Annotated in this window: 20 protein-coding genes and 1 tRNA gene; 2 read left to right on the forward strand and 19 right to left on the reverse strand. The window is 49.9% G+C overall.

What is annotated here, in order from left to right:
• Positions 1–92 precede the first annotated feature (92 nt).
• Positions 93–1577 carry a DUF1559 domain-containing protein gene (locus ACN0YN_RS01990; protein ID WP_417383301.1) on the reverse strand — a complete coding sequence of 495 codons (1485 nt, stop codon included), beginning with the start codon at positions 1575–1577 and terminating at the stop codon, positions 93–95.
• Between the two features lie 375 nt (positions 1578–1952).
• Here ACN0YN_RS01990 and ACN0YN_RS01995 point away from each other — a divergent pair, with 375 nt between their 5' ends.
• Positions 1953–3230, forward strand: coding sequence for a lactonase family protein (locus tag ACN0YN_RS01995; protein ID WP_417383302.1), 1278 nt, complete (start codon positions 1953–1955; stop codon positions 3228–3230).
• Positions 3231–3322: 92 nt separating this feature from the next.
• Here the strand turns inward: ACN0YN_RS01995 and ACN0YN_RS02000 are convergent.
• From ACN0YN_RS02000 to ACN0YN_RS02065, 14 genes are all read right to left on the reverse strand, one after another.
• Positions 3323–3407 (reverse strand) — tRNA-Leu (locus tag ACN0YN_RS02000).
• A gap of 119 nt (positions 3408–3526) precedes the next feature.
• Entirely contained in the window at positions 3527–4312 is a 786-nt protein-coding gene (locus ACN0YN_RS02005) for a sensor histidine kinase (RefSeq protein ID WP_417383303.1), read from the reverse strand.
• Between the two features lie 673 nt (positions 4313–4985).
• Positions 4986–5987: a glycosyltransferase gene (locus ACN0YN_RS02010; protein ID WP_417383304.1), complete on the reverse strand. Its 1002-nt coding sequence runs from the start codon at positions 5985–5987 to the stop codon at positions 4986–4988.
• A gap of 239 nt (positions 5988–6226) precedes the next feature.
• Positions 6227–7450 carry a hypothetical protein gene (locus ACN0YN_RS02015; protein WP_417383305.1) on the reverse strand — a complete coding sequence of 408 codons (1224 nt, stop codon included), beginning with the start codon at positions 7448–7450 and terminating at the stop codon, positions 6227–6229.
• Positions 7451–7456: 6 nt separating this feature from the next.
• Complete coding sequence (locus ACN0YN_RS02020; protein ID WP_417383306.1) at positions 7457–8731, reverse strand: glycosyltransferase family 2 protein; 1275 nt, start codon at positions 8729–8731, stop codon at positions 7457–7459.
• Positions 8728–9312: a serine O-acetyltransferase gene (locus ACN0YN_RS02025; RefSeq protein ID WP_417383307.1), complete on the reverse strand. Its 585-nt coding sequence runs from the start codon at positions 9310–9312 to the stop codon at positions 8728–8730. Before ACN0YN_RS02025 ends, ACN0YN_RS02020 begins: the two co-directional genes overlap by 4 nt.
• Positions 9313–9360: 48 nt before the next feature.
• Positions 9361–10770: a hypothetical protein gene (locus ACN0YN_RS02030; protein ID WP_417383308.1), complete on the reverse strand. Its 1410-nt coding sequence runs from the start codon at positions 10768–10770 to the stop codon at positions 9361–9363.
• 28 nt (positions 10771–10798) lie between these two features.
• Positions 10799–11536 (reverse strand): polysaccharide deacetylase family protein, encoded by a 738-nt coding sequence (locus tag ACN0YN_RS02035; RefSeq protein ID WP_417383309.1) that lies wholly within the window; start codon positions 11534–11536, stop codon positions 10799–10801.
• An 11-nt stretch (positions 11537–11547) separates the two neighbouring features.
• The gene (locus tag ACN0YN_RS02040; RefSeq protein ID WP_417383310.1) at positions 11548–12840 is read right to left on the reverse strand and encodes a glycosyltransferase; all 1293 of its coding nucleotides are present in this window, start codon (positions 12838–12840) and stop codon (positions 11548–11550) included.
• A gap of 3 nt (positions 12841–12843) precedes the next feature.
• Positions 12844–13944 carry a GNAT family N-acetyltransferase gene (locus ACN0YN_RS02045; RefSeq protein ID WP_417383311.1) on the reverse strand — a complete coding sequence of 367 codons (1101 nt, stop codon included), beginning with the start codon at positions 13942–13944 and terminating at the stop codon, positions 12844–12846.
• A gap of 156 nt (positions 13945–14100) precedes the next feature.
• On the reverse strand, positions 14101–15252 hold the full coding sequence (locus ACN0YN_RS02050) for a glycosyltransferase (RefSeq protein WP_417383312.1): 1152 nt from the start codon (positions 15250–15252) through the stop codon (positions 14101–14103).
• Between the two features lie 23 nt (positions 15253–15275).
• Positions 15276–16445 (reverse strand): GNAT family N-acetyltransferase, encoded by a 1170-nt coding sequence (locus ACN0YN_RS02055; protein ID WP_417383313.1) that lies wholly within the window; start codon positions 16443–16445, stop codon positions 15276–15278.
• Positions 16446–16478: 33 nt separating this feature from the next.
• The gene (locus ACN0YN_RS02060) at positions 16479–17990 is read right to left on the reverse strand and encodes an oligosaccharide flippase family protein (RefSeq protein WP_417383314.1); all 1512 of its coding nucleotides are present in this window, start codon (positions 17988–17990) and stop codon (positions 16479–16481) included.
• Positions 17991–18023: 33 nt separating this feature from the next.
• Entirely contained in the window at positions 18024–19370 is a 1347-nt protein-coding gene (locus ACN0YN_RS02065; protein WP_417383315.1) for an O-antigen ligase family protein, read from the reverse strand.
• Positions 19371–19836: 466 nt separating this feature from the next.
• Between ACN0YN_RS02065 and ACN0YN_RS02070 the strand changes: the two genes are divergently transcribed.
• Positions 19837–21615, forward strand: coding sequence for an ABC-F family ATP-binding cassette domain-containing protein (locus ACN0YN_RS02070; RefSeq protein ID WP_417383316.1), 1779 nt, complete (start codon positions 19837–19839; stop codon positions 21613–21615).
• A gap of 12 nt (positions 21616–21627) precedes the next feature.
• Here ACN0YN_RS02070 and ACN0YN_RS02075 read toward each other — a convergent pair whose 3' ends face one another.
• Genes ACN0YN_RS02075 through ACN0YN_RS02090 form a run of 4 tightly spaced genes read right to left on the reverse strand, consistent with a single transcriptional unit; the run spans position 21628 to position 26356 of the window.
• Positions 21628–23106 carry a Gfo/Idh/MocA family oxidoreductase gene (locus ACN0YN_RS02075; protein ID WP_417383317.1) on the reverse strand — a complete coding sequence of 493 codons (1479 nt, stop codon included), beginning with the start codon at positions 23104–23106 and terminating at the stop codon, positions 21628–21630.
• Positions 23107–23137: 31 nt separating this feature from the next.
• The gene (locus tag ACN0YN_RS02080) at positions 23138–23938 is read right to left on the reverse strand and encodes a family 16 glycoside hydrolase (protein WP_417383318.1); all 801 of its coding nucleotides are present in this window, start codon (positions 23936–23938) and stop codon (positions 23138–23140) included.
• Positions 23939–23955: 17 nt separating this feature from the next.
• Positions 23956–25128 (reverse strand): sulfatase, encoded by a 1173-nt coding sequence (locus ACN0YN_RS02085; RefSeq protein WP_417383319.1) that lies wholly within the window; start codon positions 25126–25128, stop codon positions 23956–23958.
• Between the two features lie 46 nt (positions 25129–25174).
• Positions 25175–26356 (reverse strand): sialidase family protein, encoded by a 1182-nt coding sequence (locus tag ACN0YN_RS02090; RefSeq protein WP_417383320.1) that lies wholly within the window; start codon positions 26354–26356, stop codon positions 25175–25177.
• Positions 26357–26404 lie beyond the last annotated feature (48 nt).

Below are 26404 nucleotides of genomic sequence, written 5' to 3' on the forward strand. Positions count from 1 at the left end.
AAGTTGCGTTTAATGCCAGCTGGCATGGCCGTTTTCACTCGGAAATGTCGCCTTACTCAAGACAGAATCTGGTTTGAAATCAGATTCTGTTCCTAGTAGGGGATGATCCGTCTGAGCTGGAAATTAATCACGTTGCCATCTTTGTGCTGAATCAGGTGACTTAATTCCTGGGCAGGGATATTCTGAGGAACATAGCGAATGGAGCTGTCCATAATGACTGCAATAAATTCAGGAGAAGTAAGGTTTCCCAATGCTTTGACAGGATTCTCAGGATCGAAGGGAAGATCGCCGGGTTTTGTCCAGGGTACTGCTGTGTCTGGGGCGGCGACTACGAACTGAATCGTGTTGATGAAACCATCAGTAATGTCTCTCCCTTTGGGACCACGACCTGCTGCAAAAGGAGTCAGTTTGCCCGAAAATGTCATGGCTTGTGTGTTTCCCAGCTCTACTTGAGAATCGAACTGATAGATGTCCGGTATTTTCTTCAAGAGAGTTTTGTTGTGGGGACTGTCCCAGCTTTCATCCAGATGGAATTCATTATAGAGATCAGCCTGATCGACGAAGGGGAGCAGATGGACGCGCCAGCTTAACAGCGGTTTGTTTTCCGCCAGGTGTTCATCGGCTAAAGGGAATTGGCCATATTTTTCCCTGTAAGTGTGAAAAGCCGATGCAAGCAGTTTGAGGTGATTGAACTGGCGGAGTTCTTCAGACGTCAGCATTGATTCAATTACAGTGAATTCTCTCCAGTTGAGCCGTGTTCTATCTTGTGGGCCAATTATGATTTTCCACACCTTTTCATCAATCTTTTTACTGACCGACATAATCGATCCATCGGCACGTAACACTGGAATACTGGCAGCAGTGTAACCAAGTTCCTCCAGAGGATGGTAACCATTCAAGCCAGTGGGGTTAGTCCATTCCACTGCCTGATCGGGTCCCGCTTCGACCACCATCACCGTATTGTTCCTACCATCCAGGAAGTCTTTATTTTGTGTTGGAGTTCCCCGCGGAAACATCGTGTTTGGGGAGAGAATGTTACCTAAAGTCCTGTTCCACTTTCCTTCAAAAATTCGAAAGCGGGTTTTGTTCGAGTCTGCTGGAGTATCCGGGGAGCGGAAGACATCGGGCATGTTTTCAGCAAGTGGCGCATTGTGAGGACTATCCCAGTCTTCATCCAGTTTGAATTGTTCGTACAGTTTATTCAGACCAAGGAAAGGTAGAAGATGTACCCGCCAGCTGACTTTCAGACGACCATTTTCGTCATAATACTCAGGATGCGACTCAGGTGTCGGCAGGTAGTATTGGTTTTTGTCCTTGAAGTTTTGGAACGCCAGACCAATCTGCTTAAAACGTTCTTTGACTGCCTGGAAACGCTCGGCTTTCATCGGCTCGTCAGTCTTGATTGCCAGCAGAAGGTCGCTCAGTTTTTCTTCTGAGGCAACAGGTGGATTTTCCTCAGCAGTTGGAGATTCCTGTTTGCTTTCAAGATCCGTTGTTTGACTTTTCTGGCAGCCAGCTGTGAGTGAAATGAGTAATATAAGATTTAATATAACAACGATATCACGAATGACAGGCATGAACTGAACTCCCGGAAAACACGTCTGCGGTTGAGATCCTGGTGTAGAATAGATCTGTGAAAAAGAAGCTTGGTGCCTGCCTCCATTTCGATTCAGCCAGACTCGCCGAAACAGAAAGAAGTGGTTTAAGTCTATCCGTTGGTATAACTTGAGGCAAGTTATATGCAAAGTTGCAAAGTGCTGATGGGGTAATCCAATCTGACTTATTAAACAGTTCAGGAAATGAAGCAACGAAGGATCATTAATCTCAGAACTGGTTTTGCATACGGAATTCTTGCTGATAGCAAATGCAATCTGTGAAAGGTTGAGATATTATTGTGCTCTGTTCTTCAAATATCTCACCCACTGACTCACTACAAAAAAAGAAACTCACCTATGAATCATACCGGGCAGTCTCGCCGTTCATTCCTGAAATCATCTCTCGCTATGTCGGGGACAATATCACTCGTCGCCAGCAGTCTGGCTCAGGCTGAATCAAAGTCAGCAGACAAACCATTGATGGCCTATGTAGGTACATTCAGTTCTCCTCTCCAGGATGTTCTGGACACGCAGGTTGATCTACCCCCCGGCAATGGGCGCGGCATTCATCTGTTTCAGATTGATCGCAAGACCGGAGAGATGACCCCCGCCGGCATCCAGCGGATGGGGACAAGTCCCAGTTGTCTGGCGGTCAACGCCGCTGGCACACGACTTTATTCGACGAATGAAACCGATCGCGTGGGGAAAGAGAAGCATGGTTCCGTTTCCGCATTCGCTATTAACAGAGAAGATGGATCACTTACACCGCTCAACAAAGTCAGTTCAGGGGGAGACGGACCGACTTATGTGAGCATGCATCCCTCAGGAAAATATCTGTTGATCGCCAATTATTTTGGTGGTTCGGTTTCTGTGCTTCCCATTCTGGAAGATGGATCTCTGGGTGAAGCGACCGATGTTAAAAATGATGCCGGGAAGATTGGTCCCACCACTGCTGAAAATGCACCGGAAGGCAGCTATGCTTTCAGCGGCCATGATCACACGCACGCACATATGATTCAGGCTGATCCTTCCGGACGTTTTGTTCTGCACGTCGATCTGGGACTGGATAAAATTTATATCTGGAAGTTCGACGAGAAATCCGGAAAGCTGACTCCGAACGATCCGCCTGCGATCTCACTACCTCCCGGCGATGGTCCCCGACACTTCCACTTTCATCCCAATGGACGCTGGTTCTATTCCATTCAGGAAGAAGGTTCGACCCTGGTCCTGTTCGATTATGATACGAAAGCAGGAACCCTGACTGCGCGTCAGACTGTTTCAACACTGCCAGATGGCTTTAAAGGCAGCAACTTCTGTTCTGAAATTCTCGTTTCAGAGGATGGGAAGTTCGTTTACGCGGGCAATCGCCTGCATGACAGCATCGGCATTTTCGCAGTCGGTCCGCAGGGGGAGCTGACCTGGGTGGCCGACGAGTGGACCCGCGGCAATTATCCGCGCAGCTTCAGTTTCGATCCCACCGGTGAATTTTTGTATTGCTGCAATCAGCGGGCCGACAGCGTGGCTGTATTCAAAGTGAATCAACAGACCGGCAAACTGACATTCACAGGCCACTACGCCGCCGTCGGTAACCCCTCGCACGTCGTCTTTTTGGATCTGGCGATGCAGGGGAGCTGATGCCGCCCAGGGCAATTGCTGCTCTTAGACGCCACAAAAACAAAAACCCGACGGGAAAGGTTTTCACACCATTTCCCGTCGGGTTTTTATAGTACCGGAGGTGGGACTTGAACCCACACGGGGTTTACCCCCACTGGATTTTGAATCCAGCGCGTCTGCCGATTCCGCCACTCCGGCTTAAGATTAAGATTATATAGTCTAACGCTTTAAGGAATTCAATGGAAATGCCTTAAAATATCGCATTCATCGACTGGTCAGGCAGCTGTGTACTGAATTTAAGCCTCAGATGCGTTGTTTCAGGCTGCTTCGATGGCGGTGCTGGAAAGCGGGAACTTAAGCGTAAAAGCGGTTCCTTTGCCGACGGCACTTTCCACACGAATTCGGCCGTGATGTGCTTCCATGACCTCTTTAGCCAATGAAAGACCTAAACCGGTTCCTCCCTGGCCGTTTTCATCAGCTTCTTTGGTGGTATAGAACTGATCGAAAATGTGATGCAGCTGCTCTGACGGGATACCGGCTCCACTGTCGCGTACGATGACTTCTGCCATGTTCGCTTCCGCATTCAGTCGCACCGCCAGATCGAGTCGACCGCCTGTAGGCATGGCCTGTCGTGCGTTGACGATCAGATTGACAAGGACCTGCTGAATCTGGTTCGGATTGAGTACGACTTCCGGTTGGGCCTCGAAATGAGTGTGCAAATTGACACGGTTCATGGAGAGGTCTTTCTCGACCAGGGCAATGACACTTTTTACCAGCACGACCAGGTCAACCGGTTCCTGGCGACTTTCACTGCCACGGGCGTAAGAGAGCATGCCTGTTGTGATTTTTGCAGCACGCTGGCCGGCAGACAGGATTTTGTTAAACGCTTTCTCACGCCGTTCTTCTTCTTTGTGACGCAAACCAAGTTTGGCGTAATTGATGACGGTCGTCAGAATATTATTGAACTCGTGAGTGATTGAAGAGGCCAGGGCACCAACGGAACTCATTTTCTGAGCATGGATCAACTGTTTCTGGTAATCTTCTATCTGGGCTTCCAGTTCTTTGACCCGTTGTTCCAGTGATTCGATTGTTTGATTTGACATGAACCGCTTGCATCCTTGCGTGGCGATTGAGTGACTTATAGAAAACAGCGTCTCACCGCTGGTTCTGGAAATACTAACTAATAATAAAATATCGGCGTCCTGAAGACAGGACTCCAGATCGTCCCGACAGACCCGTTCAATGCGTTTGGAGAAATAGTCAGCAGGCTCCTGTTATCGAAAATAGACAGCATTGTAGAAATAGGGGGGATGGGTTCTGGTGCCCGGAAATCCCGGTCGCTGTGATTCGATTTACCTCATATCCATTACTGGAACTCTCTTTCTGATTGCTCACGTACCCTGATTTTCACTGTGATTGTAAGTCGTTGACATAAAAGGGAAATAACAGTAATTCAACGAGAGACTTATCAGAAGATCTGCTTTTGTTGATGCGATATTCGGTACGGATTACTTTGAAATCGCAAGCCTGGAATGAGGAGAGATCAGAAAGATGACTCATCGTAAGTTAGAAATGGCATTAAGCGGAACTCTTTGCGCAGGTGTCCCAGGCTGACATTTTGCGATCATTCCTGATCGAATGATGTTGGGGGCCGGAATGAAGGCGCAGATCCCACTGGTTAAGTAATTTCAGGCCAGACAGGAATTGCATGGCCAGCTTGATTATCAGCTGGCAGAACGAACGATCAACCTTCGGCTGTTAACAGGCGAAGGGGAACTATGCAGCGATCCGCTCTTCTTCGGGACCTTGATTTTGCTGATCCTCTTCCAGTTTTTTCCTCGCAGCCGTCTGTATCCGGTAGGCGATTTCTTTCGCGATCGCCTGATTAAAGGAGATCTGGAACTGGTGGAATGAAAACTGTGCGGCACAGCACCAGCCGATGACTGGCTGACAACGCTGTGGTCTGAGCTCCAGTTCACGGACTGCACCGACAAGAGAGGCAACCGTTTGTTCTTCAAAATAAATTCCACTTCCCAGGCCATTCTGTTCGAAACAGACGACTGACCGGGCTGCTTCGCAGTCAGAGTAGATCACCACGGGGGTACCACAACTCTGAGCTTCAACGGCGGAGAGATCGAAATCAACATCACGGGGACAAATCACTGCAGAACAGAGGCGGTATTGATCCCGCAATTGCTGATCATCCAGTGGACCCAGAACTTCGATCAATGAATGATCCTGCAGTTCCTGTGGGAGGTCCTCGGCAGAGATCCCTGCAATCGAGAGGCTGTGTCCCAGTTCCTGACAGGCATTTACCGCAAGTTGATCGGATGCCGACCACTGGCCATCGACAATCAGCAGGTAAAATTCACTTCTCTGTTCAAATCCGGAGCAGAAGAAGTCAGTGTCCACAGGTGGTTTGACGAACGAGGTGAATCGATCTCGGTTCTGATTCTGAAGCGTTTTGGTGGGAACAACAAACTCAACATCGGTCAGACCGTTGATGAGCTGCTGATTGAGTGGAGTCTGGTTACTGGAAAGAGGCTCCAGGTAACACATGTGTAACTGATGCTCTTTGCATTTCACAGAGGCAGCAGCTTCGAGGCTGGTACTGATGATCAGATCAGAGTCAATCGAATTAATTTCCTGCGCAGGAGAAAATTTCGTACCGAAGCGGGCGATCGTCGATGAGTGAGGCCAGGCCTGATTCAGTGCTTCCCAAATACAGTACTCGATACGAGTATGTGATACGCCGGTATGCACTAATGTGACACTCATTTTGTTTCCTCCTTGAAACGTTGATGAGCCAGTATGGATTTCTCTTGCGATCAGACCAGCAGTGCGCTTGCCGGTTTTTCGGTATCGAATGATAAGATAGGAATTCTGAAGAAAGGTCTCTAGACCATATCACCTTCGCCGGTGATCTTGGCAAATCTTAATATTTTGGTCAATGCGAATCTGTTCAGAAAGAGGCGTCCGCGGCGATCGCGTGAAAAAAAGAATGATAACCTTCTTTATTAACTACCGCTGAACACAGGTTTTTCAGAGTTGACCAGCGAGTCAGAAGCAGCGAGGCGATTCTTGTAAATCAATTCAAAATCAGGAACGGTGACTCCCTGTTCTGCCTGATGGATCAGGGCTGCCATCTCCCAGGCAGTCACATAGTAATATTTCCACTCCGGATGCCGTTCTGCTTCTGCACGAAGTTCGCTGTGAAACGCTTCTGTTTCGGCTCCCAGCAGGGTGTCGATATTCCCGGGTTTGGCACCGTGGGTATGGAGTTTGATGAAAGTCCAGTCTGGACGTCCTGTGACATGCACGTCTGCAGCCAGCCAGTGATGCAGGCGATTGACTGTCCCGGGACGTCCCGCATGCAGGTCGGAATTTTCGATGCGAGGCATGACCCCCCATTTTCGTTGACTCCAGTCGAGTCTTAAGGGCCCCTGGATCATCAGCAGGCTGTCTGAATCAGGTGTTTGACCGACCTGGGCATGAACCCCCTGATTCTGTGACTTCCGTTCGCCTGGACGGTTTTTGGCGTAATAGATGCTGTTGATGATCTCGGTCTGGGTATTACTGGGGGCCGAAGGCATCGTCAGGTCGGCATAACAGCCGGTTTCCAGCAGGATTTCAATTTCATTGTCTACTCCACACCAGCGACCATCGGGGCGTGAGTTGCAGAGTGCCCAGTTGCCGTGAATAAAGCTGTAGAGAATCTCACCCGACTCTGGATCTTTACGCAACAGTCCATGTCGATTAAACAGGGTCTGGCGAAACTCGTTCATCTTCTGTCGCAGGCCATCCGCTGTGTCATGATCATGATGCAGGTGAATTTCCACATCACCGTAACCCAGTTTACACAACGAAGCCAGGCGATCCAGATACTCGGGAGCGTACTGGTCCTGGGGGTAGAAGAATGTATGTTGTGGTACCTGTCCCCGCGAATCGCTGAACCGGGAGAATCGAGCCGGGTATTCTTCACACCAGCGATCGACGCGGGCAATCGCTTCTGATTTCGTGGGGTTACCCCATTCCGGTTCAAAGTGATCACAGACTGCAATAAATATGTGTCGGGGTTGTTCCGGGCTGAACGTGACTTGCGGATCCCGCTTCCTGGAAAACAGATAGGCAGGCAGCCAGTATTGCATGTTTCGGGCTCGAATGGCAAAACAGACTGCGCCTGCCAGACCGAGCAGTACTGTGACACAGATCAAAATACAGATAGATAAAAACAGGGACATTATATTTCAGCTTTTTGTAAAGGGGATGGTGTCGGCAGTCATCATTTCCGCATCGCTGATGACAGGCTCGGTTTCAGGAAGTTCCTGATCGTTGACCGGAACAGAGGTCGGCTGACTGCGTTCGGTGCGTTCCCAGATGCCACTTTGTCTGGTAAAGAGAAATCGATACAGGCCGATTCCTAAAGCCAGATTCATTTGAACGAACATACCGGGAACGCGGCAGAGTTTGAGGAGACGACTGTTGCCGTTCAGCTTCATGCCGATGAAAGCTGAAGCATAAAACAGTATCTGCAGCGCCAACGTTGCCTGATACAGCGGTTGATTCAATAAAAACAGGTTGCTCAGAAAAGCCAGTCCCATAAAGACCGGACAGAACCAGCGCAGCAGTTTGTGTGACCAGAAGGCAAATGCAATCGAACCGTAGCGGGGATGCAACAGTCCTTTGAGGTGTTTCAGGCTCTGAAAGGCGCCGGTGCCGATGCGAATCCGTCGTTTGAATTCTGCCTGGACGGAGGTTGCAGATTCCTCGATCGCGCAGGCACTTTCATCATAGATGAGACGTTGTCCTGCCAGGTGAACCCGCATGCCAATCAGAAAATCGTCGATGATGGTATCTGCCGGGATTGGCTGGTAGAGTGATTTTTTTAAAGCATACAGGGCACCATTCACACCCAGGACCGCGCCGAGCCTGGTTTCACAATGCTTGAGGAAATTCTCGTACTTCCAATACAGTCCGTCTACATTCTTTCCGGTTTCTGCATCTTCCAGGATCAGTTGCCCACAGACACAGCCGGTTGATTCGTCCCGGAAGTGCCTCACCAGCTGTCTGATACATTGTGGATCCATGTTGGTGTTCGCATCGGAAAAAACGAGAATCTCTCCCGCAGCCTGGGGGACACAGTCATTCAGTACCGATGCTTTCCCGCGGCGCTGTTCAAACTGAATCAATTTGATTTGATCATTGCCGTACGAGTTGACCAACTCACCTGTCAGGTCTTCGTTTCCATCGCAGCCAATCAGGATTTCCAGTTTTGATGTCGGATAATCGAGTCGGGCCAGGTTGTTGAGACGTTCCAGGATCACTGCTTCTTCGCGGTACGCGGCGATGATGATCGAAACGGTCGGTAGAGAATTCGTATCGATCGGTTCTGGTGTTTCTGTCACCTGTGGCCCGGATTTATTACGTGCCAGCAGCCAGATTACCAGAGGGTAACCGACATAGGAAAAACCAATCAGAAACAGGGATGTCCAGAACAGGCTGGCGATCAGAATGGAATTCATGCGGATGATCCTTTCTGGAGCTGTTTGTAGGGTAATTCAGCCTGATTCACTTCAATCTGTTTCATTGGCTGACTTTCATTATGAACTTTGATCACCCGGGCCGGGATACCCCCAACCGTGGTATGTGGGTCAACATTCTTGACAACAACGGCATTGGCACCGACTTTGGAATGTGATCCCAGCTGGATGCCACCAATAATTTTGGCACCGGCCCCGATGAAAATATCAGATCCAAGTTCGGGGGAAGTATTGCGCTCGGCGCCGATTGTGACCTGGTGCTCGAGCTTGATGTCGTCACCAGCTTTGACTGAGCCGTTGATAACGATTCCCTGGCTGTGGATGATGACAAATCGTCTTCCAAAACTGGCGCCCCGGCCAATGATGCACTGGCAGAAGATGGCATTACATTTATTAAAAATCATGGAAAGCGGAAACAGTTTCCAGGAATCAGACCATTGCATCAGACGATACCACAGCATGGCCATCGTGCCATCCGTCAGGCAGGTCTTCAGCAGGCTGCGGAAGCTGTTACTCCCGTAACACCATTCTGATTTCGCTTTCAGGTCTTCCCAGAACTTCATATTCTGCTCACTTTGTATTCGCTGTCTTGAGGTAAGAGGTTGAGTTGATCAGACTTTGCTGTTCACAAGTTGATTCAACAGATCTGCCAGTTGTCCTGCCTGATATTCCCGTTTGAACTGATCAATCTGTTCCGATTGAGAAATGCAGGCGTCATGGGTTTCAGTGAGTCGTTCGGTTAACCAGGTAGCCATTCCCGCAATATTATCTGCACGGAAATTGGAAGCAGGCCAGAAACTGCCAAGGATGTCTGCCGTCTCACCTGCAGGAGTAATCGACAGAATTTCCCGTTGAATCGCCAGGTATTCAAACAGCTTGGCAGGAGCGACGCGGTCGGCTCCTTCGACATCACTGAGTAACAGGCAGAGGGCATCTGCTTTGGCCATCTTTTTCAGCGCTTCGTGATGTGCACAGTAATCTTCAGTGATCAAGGTGCAGGAAGTCGGTTTGATTCGCTCCAGCAGCGCCTGTTGTTCCGGTGTTTTTCTGCCAATGAACTGCAGTTCCAGGTTTTTCAGGATCTCAGGCTGTGCCTGATGAACGGCTTCAATGGTGTGAATCAGTGGTTCGACTGTAGTCAGATTCCAGAGCGTCCCCGTGTAAACAATACGAAATCGTTTCTGTTCTGTCTGGGATTGTGGCTTCTGCTGAAGTTCGAGCAGGTGTTCGAAGTCATCCATGTCGAAACCGTTGTAGATGCATTTGCCAATCGCATCTGTACCAAACTGATGTGCGCGGTCGAGCAGCCTTTGTGTGCTGGCCTTGGTGGTGGCAACGATGGCATCTGCGTGCTTCATCACCGATTTCTGTAAACAGGTCTGAATCAGATGCGAAATCCGATCCTGTTGATGATTTTCCAGATATTTACTGCTCAGGTCCCATTCGTCTCTGAAATCAACAATCAGAGGCAGCCTCGAGATGCGTTTCAATTTGCTGGCAAGGATCAGATTGGAGTAGGGGGGCGCAGTCGCCAGAATGGCGTCATGATGCATTTCTTTCAGCAGTTTTTTTCCTGCTTTGAGTGCATTGGGGTACCAGAGGATTTGAGAATCGGGCTGGAGCAACAGACCTGCACCTGACCGGGCGATCTTGCGGCAGGCCGATTTCACGGGTGACAGCAGACTGGTTGACTGACTGTTCTGATTTTTATTTGACATATTCTTTTTGAGTGAATAATCCGGTTCCCAGGTTCGGGCTTTGACCAGATTCGTCTCTTCGGGAATGTCGACCAGCAGGCTGTTGTCGAATACGGGGACCGAAGGATTGGCCGCCATCAGCACGCTCACATCCCAGCCATATTGACGCAGGTATTTGACGAATTTCACCGGGCGCTGAACGCCGGCTCCCCCGACCGGCGGAAAGTGATAGCTGACCAGCAGCAGCCGTTTTCGCGCAGTCTCCTGAGGTGCATTTTCCCGGGAGTCTGAAGTCTCAATTGGCCGAGTGATAATGGTGGACATGGTTTCGTTGTTCTTTCAATATTATATATCAGACGCAAGCCTGTTGTGTGCGTGTTGCGTACTGCGGTTTCTTTTCAATCCAGTGGCTGACGGTATGAGACTGGATATGGAAGTCCTGGCGTTCAGAGAGCTGACGGACTGCCTCAATTGCGTGAGGGTGGTTGTCATGCATCAGGCAGAAGTTTCCCGAAACTGGTTGATAGTTCTGACACCAGTTAATGATTTCAGACTGGTCGTGCATTAAATAATCACGGGGATCGATGTCCCACAGGACGACACTGCGCTGTTGACGCCAGAGTCCCAGCAGTTTGCCGAAATTCAGTTTGCCTTTAGGCGGGCGAACCAGATTCGCTTTCCCTCCGGTAATCTCCTCGAGGATTCGATTGGTCTCCTGGATCTCTTCCAGAAAACGGCGTGTGGATGTCTGTGCCGGTTCGGAATGTGTCAGCGTGTGATTACCCAGCTCGTGACCTTCCTGGACGATGCGTTCAATCAGGTGCGGGTATTGTTGTGCTTTTTCGCCGATGACAAAAAATGTTGCCTGTTGCTGATATTTCTGTAAGACGTCCAGCAGGAGAGGCGTGTATTCCGGGTGGGGACCATCGTCAAAAGTCAAAGCAATATTAATGAGTGGTTTGCTGTCTGGGTTGCAGCAGTTGGTTTGTGTGTCCGATTCAAAGTGATCAGCAGCACCATGTACCAGATACAGTTTCCGCGGAATCACTGCGGGAATTGCTTTCTTGACAAACTGGCGAATCGTATTCATGGCGGCTGTTTTCAGGTTTGTTGTTTTGTTTTTTTGTCTTTACTCTGATAAGACGAACGAGTTTTCTGTTGTCCGGTCAGGCCAGCTGTGTAACGTGTACTGCAGTCGGATAATATCTGACTGATCTGCAGTGATGACTCCTGCCATGACATCGGTTTAAAACTCCTTTGCTCAGAAGGAGTCGTCGCTTCCAGCATTTCGGAAATCGCTACTGCCAGTTCACTTGAATCTTCAGGTGTCACCAGTCGATCACAGTCAGGGGCTGCGATTTCGGGAATCCCCCCCACACGACTGGCTACAAACGGTTTACCGCAGGAGATTGCTTCCAGAAGCACATTGGGTATTCCTTCTGAGAGACTTGGTAACGCAATCAGATCCGCAGCACGATACCAGTCCACCAGCCGGTGTTGCTGTTGTGATCCCTTTAACTGGAAAAACTCTCCCAATCCGGCTTGTTCGATTTTTTGTGATAATGCTGATTCCAGTGAACCATTTCCTAAAACATAGCACGTAAAATGAGTGCCCACTTTACTTATTTTCTCGCAGGCCTGCAGAAGGACAGAGTGTCCCTTGACCGGTTCCAGACGTCCGACACTGACAATGATCTTTCGATCCAGGGGAAGACCCAGGCGTTCGCGGGCGGCCCGTTGATCGCCGGGACTGAACAGTTCCCGATCGACACCACGATAAACCGTATGGATTTTCTCCGCATGAACCTGCAGATCGGTTACCGCGTTCCTGATGTCGTTGCTGACAGTGATGACGCCGTCTGCCTGCTGAAGGACATTTTTAATGGCACGTTTTCTGTTCTTATTTCGAGTGAGCAGCAGCACATCACTGCCACCGGTCATGACAACGACGGGAATACCATGTTCATGTGCTGCTTTGACGGCCACTTCACCATCAGGGTGTAACCAGTAGGACAGGATAATGTCAGGTTGAAAACGGGAAATGGTTTTTTGCAGGCAATGGTGCAGGGACCATGACAGGAACTGCCCATAGTGCTGGTGGAGCAGCTTCGGGGGGTAATAGAAGCGTGGGTACTCCACACTGAGTTGGCTTGAATTTTCAATGGGAACCCATTTGCGATCAATGGTTTTTTTGTTTTTCAGTACATACGAAGCTTCATCGAGCCAGGAGACCGGTGTAATCACATGTACGCGGTGGAATTGAGACAGTGATTCAATCATGGATCTGTTGAACGTACCTTTCCCGGGATGAATCGGGTTGGGAAAAACGTTGGATAGGAATAAAATCTTCATTGCAGGACTGTCTTCAGTTGATGGATTAAGATATTTGATCATTTTCTAACGGCTGCCTAGTTTTCGATATCGCACCAGCTGCCGAACTGCTGTGTGGGCTCCCGAGGTTTTCAACAGGTTTCGTAATGACTGTTCCAGCCACCAGGACGATTTCAGGTACCAGGTCAGGCTCTTGTTTTGTAGTGTGCGAGGAAACAGTATGACTGATTGACTATGAGCTGTGTCTGAGGCGTATCGCTGTTTGTACTCTGCATCACCAGTTCCAAAGTCAAATATCTTTGGGGGGGCATAGCTGATCAGGTCCTCCAGGATCAGCAGAAGTAGTGTTTCACCAGGCGAGATGCGCGCATAGTTCAGGTCAAATCCAAATTCCTGATCATGGTAAATACCTTTGTACTGATGCCCAATTTTGAATGCGACTGGCTGGTCGTCCTCCATCAGCAGATACGAACGCAGGGAGTCGTTTAGCGCAAGGAACATCAGTTCTTCCAGTTCCTTTTCACTGTTTTTAACGCGAAGCCCAAGATACTGAGATTGCCAGGTATTCAGGGATATCTGATGCGCTGCCGACAGGAAGTCTTCAACCTGGTCGGGTTGTGTGATCCTGACCAGACGCAGATGGGAATTGTCTCTGATTAATTTGCGGTGTTTGCGTCTTGATTTCGAGCGAAACTGATTCCAGTACTCTTGTGGGTTTTCCGGAAAATAAATCAGACTACGAGGTTGCTGCCCCGTATAAGAATAGCTAAACCAGTCTGGTGATATTGTTTTCAATGCCTGATTTATCGGGGAATCGCATAATATATCACCCAGAAGCAGAAATCGTCCCTCTGATTTGTGACAGAAGTTGATTACTGATTTCAGTAAGGATTTCAGAAATGTAACGTCATGACTATGGGAATCAGCCATCAGAAAACGATGACCACACAGGTAGAATCCTTTTAGTTTAAACGCGGGCCCCATAGCACGCAGGACCTTTGAATTCTTAATTTTGGGTAGGATCGTTCCCACTGCGACAGGACGGCCAGCCAGGTAGCTAATCATCAGGTAGCCGGTCCGCTGATGTTCTTCCTGTAACAGGCTATTGATGCGCATCACATGATCTGGATGTTGATCCAGCCTGGAGTGGGGGTCGGCGTGAAACAACCCTATCCAATCCTGATACAGTTGGGAGAAATTATGAAGCTCCGTTGAATTCAATGGATAAAACTGAGTCGTCAGTGTGTCAGAATGAACAGGGACAGGCTTCTGTAAATTCTGATACACGATACCGGTATTTATGTTTGTTGTCTTCATGGCGGGTTATTTTTCAGATAATGAGTTTAAGAGTTCTAAATACAGGTTTTCATAGTCTTTGATCATGGTGCGGATGTTGAAATGCTGTTCGACCCGCTTGCGTGCCCGCTGTCCTATTTCTGCCCACTGACACTGATCCTGGCACATTTGAATCATGGCTGATGCCAGGGATTCGGGATTTGCAGAGGGGACCAGTAAACCGGTGGCCGGTTGTTGTACAATTTCAGGATTTCCACCCACGTTGGTTGCAACAATCGGTAAGCCGACCGACATGGCCTCCAGCAGCGTCAGCGAAATCCCCTCTGTCAGCGACGAAGAGACATAGAATCCTGCCTGGCTGAGCAGCTGGGGAACATCGCTTCGCTCGCCCAGAAATTCGACCTGTGCATTCAGGTTTAAATCGGTAGTGAGTTCCTCAAGTCTGGTTCGTTCGGGGCCGTCTCCCACGATGAGGAGTCGGAATTCCGGAATTTCTCGTACGACCTGCTGTACTGCATGCAGCATGGTCGCGAGGTCTTTTTCCGGTGAGAGTCGCGATACTGTGATCGCGGTCAGTTTTTCAGCGGGACCGGTAAAGACAAACCGATCAACATCGATCCCATTCCAGATGCGGGTTACTTTTGTGTCGTCCAGCCAGCCGATTTTCTTACAGCGCAGACCGGTGTCATCTGATACAGGGACAACGCGGTCAGCAAAGCGGCTGGCAATGGCAAACTGCATCCGTTCGCTGAACGTCTCTCCAAAACGTCTACCGTGTCGTGTTTGAATCGTCACTGGAATCCGGGAACGATATGCGGCCAGACTTCCATAAAAGTGAGGGTAGGCGTTATGTGTATGCAGCAGGTCGTAGTCTCGCTGATTCAGAAAATCCGACAATTGCCTGATCTTTGCGAGTTTTCCGTGCGCCGTCAGCGGGAACTGGATGACCGGACAGCCAATCTGTTGAATTTCTTCCGCCGGGGCACCTGTCTCACCCAGCGCCACAAATTCCAGTTCGAACTGATCACGATTATGATAGCGGGCAAAATCGACCAGCAGTCGTTCCAGACCTCCCGTGCAGAGTGTCAGGCTCAAGTGGCAGACGCGCAGTCGTTTTCCTGCAGCCGAATCCTTCTGATTCGCAGTGTCTACTGCGTTAATTGCTTCGATTGTACTCATTGCGATTGATCCATTCAGTAGAATTATTCCTGGTCGCTATTGCGAATCAGATTCATGGTCTGTTTGATTTTTCTTAATGCATTGAGGGCGGTGAATTTCCAGCGGGGACGCTGGATCTGCGCCCAGGTCAGATAGCTGTGGTGCGTACTCATCTTCTGTTTGTGGTGACTGTTGCCTGCCAGGAAGTCGTAGGCATCAAAGCCGCGCTGAAAACATTCCTCAATACATAGATAGTCAGTGATGACACCCGGGCTGAGTTTGCCACAATATTCAGCAGAACCTCCCTGATAGCAGAGCACACGATTCCGGTCGATCAGGACCTGGACACAACCAATGACTTCGTCTTCAATTTTGACGCGAAACAGCCCCATCTGGCCGGTGGGAATCAGTTTCTGGATTAATGTCTTATGGAATTGAGTAAATCGTTCGCTGGCATAAGAACCGGGTTGGCCTTCTTTCTGCCAGCGAGTCTGATGCAACTCGACCAGGTCTGCAAAAATCGATTCTGCCTGTTCGATGGTTTCTGCCCATTCCGTTGTCAGATTTCCATAAGTCTTCATGTTCTTGCGCAGGTTTTTCCGGGTGGAGTAGCCAAAGCCGGAAATCACTTCCCGCTCTTCCTCACGAATCAGCTTCAGATCGAAATACCGACTCTCAATTTTTCGGACCGAAGTTTCAGGCAGTGAGAGATTCCAGCTTTCGAGTTCGTCACTGGCGAAGCCATCAAAGGACAGGGAATCCCAGTTCGGATGATCGGAAAGCAGTTCGAGCAGTGCATTGATGAAGGTGGACTGATCAGCGGGTTGAATCAACAGAGAGTTGTATTCGACGCAGACACTGTCAGCCGCCGGTTCACCAGCCGTTCCCAGGTGCAGGGTTTTGATGGGAAGCGGGCCGTCAAACTGTTCTACGCCTTCTGTTAACAGACAGATGCCACAGGGAGTATTGTTCCGCGATGCAACCACAAACGAATACGGCAGTAAGTCGCCATACTGCTCAATCCAGGTTGATGTCCAGACCGCAGAACACATCAGGGGAACTGCTTCGAACTGCGCTTCCAGATTCTGCCAGATTTGCAGGCAGTCCTGAGTCTGGTCTTTGTCACGTATGTGCAAAGTCAGCGTGTCTGAGCCGGATGTTTGAGTTTCAGTATTCTGGTTGATGTCTTGATCAGGGCAATTGATAGTGGTCATGTTAATGCTCATCGTGTTTTAATATCAAAAGAACTAAGATTTAATCGATTCAGGAACAGAGCGGTGTAACAGCAGTGTCCCTTTTTCAATGATCAGCCAGGTGCCCAGCAGAAAGACACCCCCTCCGGCGGCAACCCCCACCAGAATGGTCCAGGAATTACGTATTTCAAAAAAGTGTGGTAAGAAATAGGAATAACCCAGCAGCACCAGCAGTGGTGCCAGGGTGGGAGCAATCGCCGTTCGCAGCAGTTGACTGGTTGTGATATTCAGTTTCTTCATCGCGTAAGGCAGGGTGATTCCCAGCTCAGCAATCAGAATGGGAATTGCCGTTCCCAATGCGACGCCAACGAGCCCCAGTGACTGAATCAGGATCAGTGACAGAATCAGGTTAGCAACGGCTTCACTGACGTAGATCAAAGAAGGAATTTTGACATGCCCCATGCCATACAGGACCGAACGGAATGTGGTGACCGGTAAGGCAATGATACGGGCCCCCAGTAAAATCATCAGAATGACATGGCTTTCCGGGTATCCCTTTCCAATCCAGGTGTTGATCAGAGTGTTTCCAAAGAAACAGGCACCGATAAAAAATCCAGTGACCAGTAGAAAGGAGAGCGAGACACCGTTCAGAACCAGCTTCTGCAAAGCCCGGTGATCGTCATTGGCATGCAGTTCTCCTGCCCGGGGCATAAAGACTTTTCCGATTTGTGCAATCGGCATGTTGATAAATTGTGTGAGTCGTAGAGCGATATAGTAAGGCACAATCATGGCCGGACTGAAAAAGATCCCGATCAGAATCGAGTCGGTCGCTTCAATCAGTGTCCAGGCAATGGCATCAAGAAATGCAAAGCCACTGAATGAACCACACTCCCTGAGGATGCTCCAGTCCAGATACTGGCGCCCAATGCGAAAGGTTTTCAGCTGACGAAATGCAAAATAGCAATAGCCGATATTCTCAACGACAGTGACGACAAAGAAAATCAACGCTATGGTCAGCAGTCCCCATTCCGCTTTCAGGAACATCAATGTCAGTACCAGTCGCAGCAGGGCACCGGCCAGGCTGACGCCCCGCTCAATGTCAAACCGCTGGATGCCCATCAAAATTCCACCAAAGACACTGCCTGCCATCCCGACAAAGACATTCAGCCCCAGAATCAGTATGACGATCCGGATTTCTAATAAGGAGATGGTGCCCCAGTCACTTAGGTGGGGGGCCAGAGCGGCGATGATTCCGGAGATTAATAAAGCCAGACTGCCCATCCCCAGATAGATGACAAAAATCACATTGGAAACATGGTTCAGGCGATCCCAGTCCTGTTTGGCATGGTAATGCGCAACGTAGCGACTGATGGTCTGCCCGAATCCCAGGTAGAGGAGACCAGAATAACCGGCAATGGCATTAATGAAGATCCAGCTGCCGTACTGTGCATCTCCGAGAATATGCAGGACGTAAGGCATCAGGAATACGCCGATCAACAGGCTCACTCCATGGTTGAGCCATGTCGCACACAAATTCATTTTAACTGATCGACGTTGATTCATCATTTTACTTTCAGTGTGTTACCACTGCATTAAATGTTAATGGGCAAAAATACGGACAAAAATGTAGAACGCAATGAACATTCCCATGCTCACTCCGACCAGATAGATCACGTGTTGTTTATTCCAGTAGACCAGTGGAGTCGGTCTGGCCAGACTGGCTCCCGCCAGATTCAGATATGCTGCGCAAACTCCGACCACCATGTATGTCGGAACAACATAGCAGCGGGACAGTGACATCATGCCGCCGCACCAGGCAGCCAGGATCGCAGAAACATAGGGTAAAAGCCGTTCCAGTTCGCGACTGCGGAATATCGGTCTGCCGCAACTCTTACTTTGAAATTGGGCAAGGCGATACAATCCCAGTGCGGCAAAGAAGAAGCAGCCTATATACAATGTGCCCCCAAACAGTCCCAACTCGGTAAAGGCATGCACGAACGAGTTGTGTGCAGCCAGGCCTGCCAGATCAGAATATTTCCCCTCGCCGATACCAAACAGCAGATCAGGAGATTTGAGAGCAGTCAGACCTTCTCTCCACAGTACAATACGGTCTTGTCCGGTTCCGGAATTCAGGTCGATATTTCCCTGGCGACCGGCGAGTACGGTAATTCCCGCCAGGCCCACCGCGGCACAGGCGATCGCTGCTTTTTTCCCGTATTTGGGTAAGACAAAGACCATCCCGGCAATTCCCAGTGTCAACAGACCTCCGCGGGAACGTGTGTAAATCAGGCCGACTCCGAGAATGATCATGCTGACAATCCACAGAAATCGAAGAGGACTGGCTGCGGGATCATTGAAAAAATACCAGCAGAGGACCCCGGTTGTAACAATCAATACGGACAGGTCATTAGGGTCCTGGAAAATTCCTGTGCCGCGCATACGGAACACACGAATTACTTCTCCCGCATCTGAAACCCCGTCGCGGTCACTGACGTGTTTAATGAATTCAAAATCGAAAATACCCACATAGTCAATCACACACAGCATGATCATGGCTGACGACGAAATGGCAATCGTTTTCAGAAGTCCTTTTAATCGTTGTGGTGAGTCAATGATGCTGATCAACAACAGGTAGTACATCAACGTTTTCAGGAACATGACCGTCGATGTGCGGAGGCCATAGAGATACATATGCGATGCGTGTGACATGGCAACAGCAACCAGGACTCCGATGACACACAATGTGATCGGTTGCCTTTTTAACATCGGCAGTTTGACAGTTCGCTTGATCTGATCGAGAGATAAGAAAAATGATGACAGGATCAAAACTTCATAGATCGGCAGATTGGCCAGAGGGGGAAGCAGCTCGGCTGGTCTCAGGAACAGAGTGATATTCACCAGCAGAAACAGGATATAAGCATTATCCGGAGCCGAAGAACCACCCATGATCGATAGAGGAACTCGCTGGCGTCGTCTCGGTGAAACGTTTCTTGAGCGCGCAGTCTGCTCCCTGGCTGTTACAGGTGCTATAACAGTCTGTTGAACAGTTGCAGAATCAGAACACGCTTCGTTCGCCATAAATAATCGATGAGGCTGAAACTCTCGAAGTCTGATATGCGGGTCATTTCCGGATTTGACCCTTCCATAATTTCAGAATTCGTATTGATGCATTTTTAAAACGATAGTTCAGAAACCGGGTTCGGGTGGCTGGAAATAGAGGTTTCCCGTCCATTCTCGACCAGAAAAATTGTCATAACCGGCATGATGCTTCGTTGGGAAATGGTGTGAGTTGATATGAGTCAGGAAGCCATCACACATGATCAATTGAATTGATTGCGTCTTCCCGTTATCTTCTCTGTCCTCGTGTATACGCTTAACATTGAGGTTTTCCGTTCCAGTATTGAGAAGAGTGATGGCGACCCTGATTGAAATATCAAATGTGACAAAGAGTTATGGTGCTCAGGAACTTCTGAAAGAAGCGACGATTGCACTCGCTGAAGAGCAGAAAATCGGCTTCATTGGCCGGAACGGTGCCGGAAAATCCACTTTGTTAAGAATCCTGCTGGAAGAAGAATCGGTCGATAGTGGACAAATTGTTCGCCATCCCAATCTGCGGGTTGGCTATCTCAGGCAGCACGACCCGTTTCTGCCAGGCGAAAGCGCCCTGGATTTTCTGATGCGCGACAGTGGTCAGCCCGACTGGCGCTGCGGTGCGGTCGCCGGTGAATTCGAATTGAAAGGCCGTTTTCTGAATGGTCCGGTCAAAGAACTTTCCGGTGGTTGGCAGACGCGTGTCAAACTGGCCGCTTTATTACTGCATGAGCCGAATTTTCTCATGCTGGACGAACCGACCAACTTCCTGGACCTGCGAACGCAGCTGCTGTTGGAAGACTTTCTGAAAGATTACCGCGGTGCAGTGCTGGTGGTCTCGCACGATCGAACTTTCCTCAAGGCCATCTGTAATCAGACGCTGGAGCTCAAACGGGGAAAACTGACTCTGTTCAACGGGAATGTGGATCAGTACCTGGAAAATCAGGAAATTCTCAAAGATCGCGATGAACGAACCAATGCCACGGTAATGGCAAAACGACGTCAGCTGGAGACGTTCATTGCAAAAAATAAAGCAGGTGCCAATACCGCTTCTCAGGCACGAAGTAAAGAAAAGCAACTCGCACGCCTGACTCTTACCGAGATCGAAGGGGCAGAGGCAACTGTCAACATCATCATTCCACAGACCGAAAGACGCCAGGGAATCGCCTTGAGTTGTGACGATCTGGCAATCGGTTATCCCAAGAACCGCGTCGCAGACAACATTACCCTGGAAATCGAGCATGGTGCCCGGGCAGCGATCGTGGGGGATAACGGTCAGGGGAAAACAACCTTCCTGCGTACCATTACCGGATCGCTTCAACCATTAGACGGCAGTCTGAAATGGGGTTATCACTGTAATGTCGCCTGCTATGCGCAGCACGTGTATACATCATTGCCTCCGGATCAGACGATACGCGAATATCTGGAATATGAATCGGCTCCCGGGACGACAAATCAGCAGATTCTGGCCGTTGCCGGCAGTTTCCTGTTCAAGGAACAGGCACTTGATAAAGCCATTAAAGTTTTGAGTGGGGGAGAGCGGGCGCGTTTGTGTCTGGCAGGAATCCTGCTGGGCAACTACTCCATTCTGATTCTGGACGAACCTGGTAACCACCTTGATGTCGAAACAGTGGAAGCCTTGGGAAATGCGCTGGTGAAATTTCAGGGGACTGTGATTTTTACCAGCCACGATCGACACTTTATGGGAAAAGTTGCCACCGATGTCATTGAGGTGGTAAACGGAACGGTAAAAACATACGAAGGCGATTACGAAGCCTATCTTTACCGGGTGAAAAAAGAAGTCGCCGACGGACACCGTGAACAGCATCAGGCGTCGATTGCCAAACAGGAAGAAAAAAATGCCGCCCCCCGCGAAAAAGGTTTAGGCGGCAAAATCAAAAATGCACGGAAAGAACTCTCTGCCATCGAACGGAAAATTGCCCAGCTCGATGAACAGCGGAATGAGATCAACCAGAAATTCCTCAAAGCAACGAGTCCGGAGCAGGCGCAGGAACTCCATGAGGAAATGCAGCCTCTGGTTGAAGAGATCGGAGAGCTGGAAACGCGCTGGATGGAGCTCTACGAGTTTCTGGAACAGTAAGCAAACGGGGTATCAGGTGTTTTCAGGCGGTTTGCCATCAATCCAGGGACCAGCCAGTTTCTGATATTTAGGGGGAACAAGAACGCTCCCCCGGTCCCCTGCATGCCAGCCTGCGACGTGTCGGGGTTTGCTGTGTTCTTTCGACATGGATTCCCAGATGTCGGCCCAGCTGGAGTCACCGTTGATGATTTTCAGAGAGTCACGTTCGACCTGGAAGACTTTCCCTTCGCGGTAACTTCTTACGGCCAGTGTGACAATCATCACAGCGGCGGCACCCAGTTCTGGTGAATTGTTAACCAGAGCGGGATTACCGGCTTTAACGGCATCCAGGAAGTTCTCAAAATGCAGCAGCGTCTGGTCGGGGACCTGTTCTGAGACCACTTCTTCCCGTTTGAGTTGACTGTCTAACGTGACCTGTTTTCGTTCGGGGATAAATTCATATGCCTGTCGCTGTCCGAACACATTATTATCAAATACAACGGTGCCGTGATGCCCGCGGATCAGGTGTCTGATCGGGACTTCGCTGGAAACCATTGTGCTGCTGATCAGTCCCTGGACTCCTTCATGGAAGTCGGCAATGATGGACGCTACATCGGTCACTTCCCGGTCATCATACTCCAGAAAGATGCCGCCACCACCAACAACGCGTCCTGGATACCTTAGCCCGGTGGCTTTGAGCAGAGATGTCACACGATGGACAAACAGGTCAGAAAGCATTCCATAACCGAAAGGCCAATAGCAGCGCCATTGTCCATAAGTCGCCCGGTCGAATGGTAAATCGGGAGCCAGGCCTTCTCCGACTCCCAGCCAGCGTTTCCAGTCAACCGTCTGGGGTGTCATTTCTTTGGTGATCACATTATGGCGCGACATGCCACCCAGCGAATTCCGAAACCATTCCGCCTGAAACTGCACGATTTTTCCGAGTTTACCTTCGTCAACCAGGGCGCGGACTTCATTCCAGATCGGCATGCTGGTGGCCTGAACGCCTACCTGCACGACCAGTCCTGACTTTTTCCAGGCATCAACGACGTCCAGCGCTTCCGAGATGTGGTGCGTCATCGGTTTTTCGCAATAGACGTGTTTGCCGGCTTTCAGGGCATCCAGAACCTGTTTTGCGTGCCAGTGGTCGGGAGTTGCAATACAGACGGCGTCGATCTCTTTATCATTCAGCAGGTCGCGGTAGTCTTTGTAGGTTTTGGGAGTCAGGCCTGTTTCTTTTTTAATATAATTCACGGCCTGATCGCGGTGCACCGAGTAGACATCATTGATACCGGTGATATCCAGGTTCGCCCCTTTTTCATTGCGAAGTTTAACCAGTGTCTTGACGTGTGAACCGAATCCCCGTCGTCCCGGTCCAATAATACCGATACGGAGGCGTTCATTTGACTGAAATGCTGTCGAGGGAGCGGGGGACGCCAACTGACTGGCGGCGATGGTGGCTGCCGCTGACTGTTTAAGAAAGGAACGACGGCTTTCTGGTTTCTCACTCATGATTTCCCCCTGAGAGAATTTTTATCGAGGCTTAAAATTCTTTGATGCGAATGTTTTTATACTCCACGTGACTGCCATGTCCGAGCAGTCCGATGTGACCACGCTGATTCCTGAGTCCCGGATGCCGGGCGAGGACCTGTTCATCTTTGATATCGGACAAGTCCGTTTGCAGTACGGGTATATCATTGACGATGACCGTGATTTTAGATCCGCGACAGATGATTTCTTCGTGATTCCATTCGCCGACCGGTTTCAGTGCGCCGCGCTTGGCTGGAATCATATCATAAACCGAACCGTGATATTGGGTCGGTTTCAGTTTTTTAGGATAGCCTTTGTTATCGAGGACCTGGATTTCCATACCTTCATAAGCCGGCTTCTGATCGACCAGCGGGCAGCGGATCGCAATCCCGTTGTTGGCAGCTTTAGTCAGTTTAAAATCAAACTTCAGGCTGAAGTCACCGTATTCTTTCTCCGTAAACAGAAAACCGCCTCCATCGGAAGGGCAGACCAGTTTTCCCTCTTCAACATGATAGCCTTTACGGTTCGCACGTTTCAGTGTCCAGCCGGTTAAGTCGCGACCGTTGAATAAAGGCTGGTACTCAGCCACCTGTTCCTCCGTTTCTGCAGCACAGGAGATCGGCAGAGTATATTGTTTGAGCCACAGGTCATCTGTCTGTTTTAAGTGTTTCAGAAGTTTCTCGGAGAGTTCCTTTCGCAGCTCCTGGTATTCCGGCTGACAGGCCAGGTTGATGACTTCATCAGGATCCTGTTTGAGGTCATATAATTCCACTTCATCCCGGAACAGGAATTTTTCCACACTGCGTTGCCCCAATGTCGGCTCCTGAAGTCTCAGGGTTTCGTTCCAGGTCGCCCGTGAGAGGGTGTCGATCGGTAACGGATATTTTGAACGCCATTCCAGATCAGTTTATAATCGCGGGTGCGCACTGTCCGCATGGGATAGTACATGGTCACTTCATGAAACACATGACTCAGACAGACTTCATCCCAGCCGGGCGTATGTTCTTTTCCGACCGTGGGCAGGATACTGCGCCCATGCAGTTTGTATTTTGGACCTTTGGTGTTCGTCCAGTCCAGAACAGTCGGTGTAATATCCAGCAGTGAGACCATCGCATCGGAGACCACTCCCCGCTCTGACTCCGGTTTTTTCGGGTCGCGGACAATGAAGGGGATTCGCACGCCGGGATCGTAATGATTGGCCATCGCGCCTGGTTCGGAAGATCCATGATCGCTGGTGAAAATAACCAGGGTGTTATCGGCCTGACCTGAGGCTTCGAGCGCCTTTAATACACGACCAATGCCTGCATCAAGGTAGGTGATCTGCTGGTAATAGCCTGCTAAACCTGCGCGAACTTCTGGGCGGTCAGGCAGATAGGAAGGGACCGGGATCTGCTGGGGATCGTAATTGATGAGTGACATCCCGGATTCCTGGACCTTGACTCCCCATTCGGGCTGAGTCCGAGAAGTGGGGTGCGGATCGTGATATCCCATCACCAGGAAAAAAGGTTTGTCTGTTTTCTGACTGATGAAATCCGTCGCCAGATCCGCCATTTCTTTCACATGGTAACTGCTGACTTTGGGTTGGAAATCAATGGTGGTGTCTTCGGGGTAAAGATGGTATTTACCAATCATACCCGTGCGATACTGATTTTGATCCAGCAGCGCGAAGACGGTTTCAACTTTTGGTTTCAGGCGAAAATTATGGTCGCCGTGTGGATGTCCATATTGACCGTTGGCGTGCACGTGCAGGCCGGTATAGAAGACGCCACGCGAAGGGCCACAGGAAGCAGTGGTCGCAAACGCATACTGATAGCGGGTTCCTTCACGGGCCAGTTGATCAATGTGAGGAGTTTTGATCACCGGGTTACCGTAACAGCCACAGTCGTTCCAGTTCTGATTGTCGGAGAAGAGGATCAGTACATTTTTCTGTTCTGCCGCGTTCAACGTTGCTGTCATGTGAAACAGGCTGAATGCAATAGAAAGATAACACAGAAAATGCCGCATACTTCAGGTCCTCTACTTTAAATAGACTCTCTTTCGAAAACGGGGCTTATTTTTTGGCTCCCGTTGCCTGATTGACGAGGACACGCAGACGCGCTTTATCGGAAACCGGTTTACCCGCCAGTACATCTTCTTCCGTAAAAGTCGCCATCAGGATTTTCTTGTCTCGGGTTCGTGCGAAATCGTAAATGATGTAAATCGTGCCATCATCACTTTGAACTCCATCCGGATACGAGACGCCCGAGCGTTCGTCCAGGAGCAAGCCTCCCTCCCAGGTTTTCCCATCATCCTTGGAAAGGAATGCGGTCAGTTCACGGCGGGTCTGCTTGTCTTCCGGGTCATGTCGCACGAGCAGCAGATTGCCTGATTTCAGGCGTCGAATGAAAAACCGGGCATTCACATGCGGAATGTCAGAAGCTTTTCCCGCCGACCATGTTTTGCCGCCATCGGTAGAAAACGATTCTCCAATGCCGTAGCGGGTTCTGACCAGGGTCCAGAGACTGTTGTCTTTCCGCTCCACAACCATATGTTCGTCGAATGTCCGCTCGGGCACATCCGTTTGTCCCAGCAGTTGAAATGTTTTTCCCTGATCTTTTGAAATGAAAATATTTCCGCCCCGTTCCTCGGGCAGATCAAAACGGTGTTCGATCGATTCTTTGGCGGGTTGTTTCCAGATCGCAACAGGCAGCAGCCAGTCTCCGTTTGAGAGAACCGTTGGCTTATTCATCATGATGCCGTTACACAGGCGTCGGGGTTCTGTCCATTTCGGATTTTCCTGATCGGAATCGTCCGTCGTGATGGCCCAGACACCACTACGTCCATCCCACCAGCGAAAGGATTGCGCCCAGAAGACCCACATCCGTCCGCTGGGATCATGCCAGATTGCCGGGTCATAAGCGCGGACCGGGCCGGGAGGGTCAATGACCAGTTTGGGGCCCGACCAGGTTTTGCCGTCATCACCACTGGTGACGAGCACAACATAGTTGAGTTCGCCTTCACCTGTTCCGCCGGCGTACCAGAGCGCCCACAGACGCCCGTTGGCAGAGCGGGACAGACCGGGGATTCCCTGGAACATCCGGGTGTCGTCTGCATATTCTTTGCCAGGGTCTGTGTTGACAGGCGGGGCAACAAGAGCCGGATCGGTCTGATCCGATTTTTCCTCAGCCTGAATCAATGTAGTGAAGAACAGAAGTGTGAGCAGAAAAGAAACAGGTCGAAACAATGAACGCACGGTGGGACCTCTCTGTTGCAGGGAAAAGCAGGAATATCATAATTGCTG

The sequence above is a fragment of the Gimesia sp. genome (genome assembly GCF_048260065.1).
In the GTDB taxonomy this organism is placed as follows: Bacteria; Planctomycetota; Planctomycetia; order Planctomycetales; family Planctomycetaceae; genus Gimesia.

Excerpts from the sequence above, each read along its gene's own strand:
- ACN0YN_RS01990 (WP_417383301.1), bottom strand. The coding sequence starts at position 1,577 with ATGCCTGTCATTCGTGATATCGTTGTTATATTAAATCTTATATTACTC.
- ACN0YN_RS01995 (WP_417383302.1), top strand. The coding sequence starts at position 1,953 with ATGAATCATACCGGGCAGTCTCGCCGTTCATTCCTGAAATCATCTCTC.
- ACN0YN_RS02005 (WP_417383303.1), bottom strand. The coding sequence starts at position 4,312 with ATGTCAAATCAAACAATCGAATCACTGGAACAACGGGTCAAAGAACTG.
- ACN0YN_RS02010 (WP_417383304.1), bottom strand. The coding sequence starts at position 5,987 with ATGAGTGTCACATTAGTGCATACCGGCGTATCACATACTCGTATCGAG.
- ACN0YN_RS02015 (WP_417383305.1), bottom strand. The coding sequence starts at position 7,450 with ATGTCCCTGTTTTTATCTATCTGTATTTTGATCTGTGTCACAGTACTG.
- ACN0YN_RS02020 (WP_417383306.1), bottom strand. The coding sequence starts at position 8,731 with ATGAATTCCATTCTGATCGCCAGCCTGTTCTGGACATCCCTGTTTCTG.
- ACN0YN_RS02025 (WP_417383307.1), bottom strand. The coding sequence starts at position 9,312 with ATGAAGTTCTGGGAAGACCTGAAAGCGAAATCAGAATGGTGTTACGGG.
- ACN0YN_RS02030 (WP_417383308.1), bottom strand. The coding sequence starts at position 10,770 with ATGTCCACCATTATCACTCGGCCAATTGAGACTTCAGACTCCCGGGAA.
- ACN0YN_RS02035 (WP_417383309.1), bottom strand. The coding sequence starts at position 11,536 with ATGAATACGATTCGCCAGTTTGTCAAGAAAGCAATTCCCGCAGTGATT.
- ACN0YN_RS02040 (WP_417383310.1), bottom strand. The coding sequence starts at position 12,840 with ATGATCAAATATCTTAATCCATCAACTGAAGACAGTCCTGCAATGAAG.
- ACN0YN_RS02050 (WP_417383312.1), bottom strand. The coding sequence starts at position 15,252 with ATGAGTACAATCGAAGCAATTAACGCAGTAGACACTGCGAATCAGAAG.
- ACN0YN_RS02055 (WP_417383313.1), bottom strand. The coding sequence starts at position 16,445 with ATGACCACTATCAATTGCCCTGATCAAGACATCAACCAGAATACTGAA.
- ACN0YN_RS02060 (WP_417383314.1), bottom strand. The coding sequence starts at position 17,990 with ATGATGAATCAACGTCGATCAGTTAAAATGAATTTGTGTGCGACATGG.
- ACN0YN_RS02065 (WP_417383315.1), bottom strand. The coding sequence starts at position 19,370 with ATGGGTGGTTCTTCGGCTCCGGATAATGCTTATATCCTGTTTCTGCTG.
- ACN0YN_RS02070 (WP_417383316.1), top strand. The coding sequence starts at position 19,837 with ATGGCGACCCTGATTGAAATATCAAATGTGACAAAGAGTTATGGTGCT.
- ACN0YN_RS02075 (WP_417383317.1), bottom strand. The coding sequence starts at position 23,106 with ATGAGTGAGAAACCAGAAAGCCGTCGTTCCTTTCTTAAACAGTCAGCG.
- ACN0YN_RS02085 (WP_417383319.1), bottom strand. The coding sequence starts at position 25,128 with ATGCGGCATTTTCTGTGTTATCTTTCTATTGCATTCAGCCTGTTTCAC.